The 1,434-nt window shown below is 66.7% G+C and carries 1 protein-coding gene and 1 pseudogene; both read right to left on the bottom strand.

Annotated features, from left to right (window positions below):
• Positions 1 to 127: 127 nt before the first annotated feature.
• Positions 128 to 1,066: an ABC transporter permease gene (locus EN750_RS34145; RefSeq protein ID WP_127326988.1), complete on the bottom strand. Its 939-nt coding sequence runs from the start codon at positions 1,064 to 1,066 to the stop codon at positions 128 to 130.
• Positions 1,063 to 1,434: pseudogene (locus tag EN750_RS34150) on the bottom strand (ABC transporter permease); the annotation flags it as partial. The pseudogene EN750_RS34150 and the gene EN750_RS34145, both read right to left, overlap by 4 nt.

Below are 1,434 nucleotides of genomic sequence, written 5' to 3' on the forward strand. Positions count from 1 at the left end.
ACCATCTCCTGGCAGTAATGCGGGTGCGTCGGCCACACCGGCATGCCGGGCTTCATCGGATGCGTCAGATCGACGAAAGAAACTGCCTTTGTTTCGAACAGCCCGGCGAGCGTATCGGTGGCGGGTTTCATCTGACGCGAGGCCTCGGCACGAGAGCGACGATCAGGATGATCAGCACGCCGGTCAAAAGGAAGCGCACGCCTGCCTGGATGCCAAAGGTATTGAGCATGGTAGACATCAGGTTGAAGAACAACGCAGCCCCCCATATGCCGACCGCGTTGGCCTGCCCACCAGCGACGCTGGTGCCGCCAAGCACCACCACGGCGATCGATTCCATCAGATAGGCGTCACCCATGTTGAGTGCTGCCCCGCCGCTGAAGCCGGCAAGCAGGAAGCCGGCGAGCGCCGCCGCCGTGCCGCACAGCATATAGGCAATCAACCGCACCCGTGCGACGTTGATGCCGGCAAGCCGCGCCGCCGGTTCGCTCTGGCCGGTGGCCAGCACTTGCCGGCCCCAGACCGTGCGTTTGAGAGCGATCATGGCGGCCAGCGTCAGCAGCATCACCGCGATCGGCATGAATTGCACACCGCCAAGGCTCATCGAGGTGAACCGGGAAAGGCCTGCCGGCGGCTTCAGCGTCGCCTGGCCGCCGAGATTGAAGGCAAGCGACTGGAAGACGAAGCTCCAGGCGAGCGTCGCGATGATCGGCGGCAGCCTGAGCGCGACGATGGCAAGGAAGTTCGCGGCACCCGCGACAGCGCCGACGGCAAGTGCTGCAAGCAGGCCAGGCAGCAGCATGCCGTCGGACCCTTGCATCACCGTCATCGACACATAGGCGGCCAGCGTCAGCACGGATGGCACGGACAGGTCGATATTGCCCGGCCCGGAAGCGACCACGAACATCTGCCCGGTTCCCACCACCACGCTGAAGGCACCGAAGGCGAGTGCGCCCGACAGCGTGGCGCCGGCACTGCCGATGCCCGAATAGGCTGTCGTCGCCAGCCACATTGCGAGCGCCACGATGAAGCCGTAGGTCCACGGCGCGAGGCTCAATCTCCGGGTCATCGCGTCCGCTCCGACAAAAGCACGCGCCCGGCCAGCACGAGAAACAGGATGACGCCCTGGGCGCCGATCTGCCATGTCGGCGGCACCTGCAGGAAAGACAGAAGCGAGCCCGCGAGCGACAGCGTCAGAGCGCCGATCACCGTGCCGACCGGCGATACGACGCCGCCGGTAAAGGCGCCGCCGCCGAGGATCACCGCGCCGACGCCGAGCAGCGTATAGGCCGGCGCGACATTGGCGTCGCCCGATGTGGTGAGGCCGGTCAGCGTCAGCCCGGCCAGACAGGCGAGCAGGCCGGCGACCGCATAGACCGCGACCCGGATGCCGATAACGGACCAGCCGGCGCGCTCGACGGCGCGCGGATTGCCGCC

Origin of the sequence: Mesorhizobium sp. M7A.F.Ca.ET.027.03.2.1 (assembly GCF_003999175.1) — a bacterium.
In the GTDB taxonomy this organism is placed as follows: domain Bacteria; phylum Pseudomonadota; class Alphaproteobacteria; order Rhizobiales; family Rhizobiaceae; genus Mesorhizobium.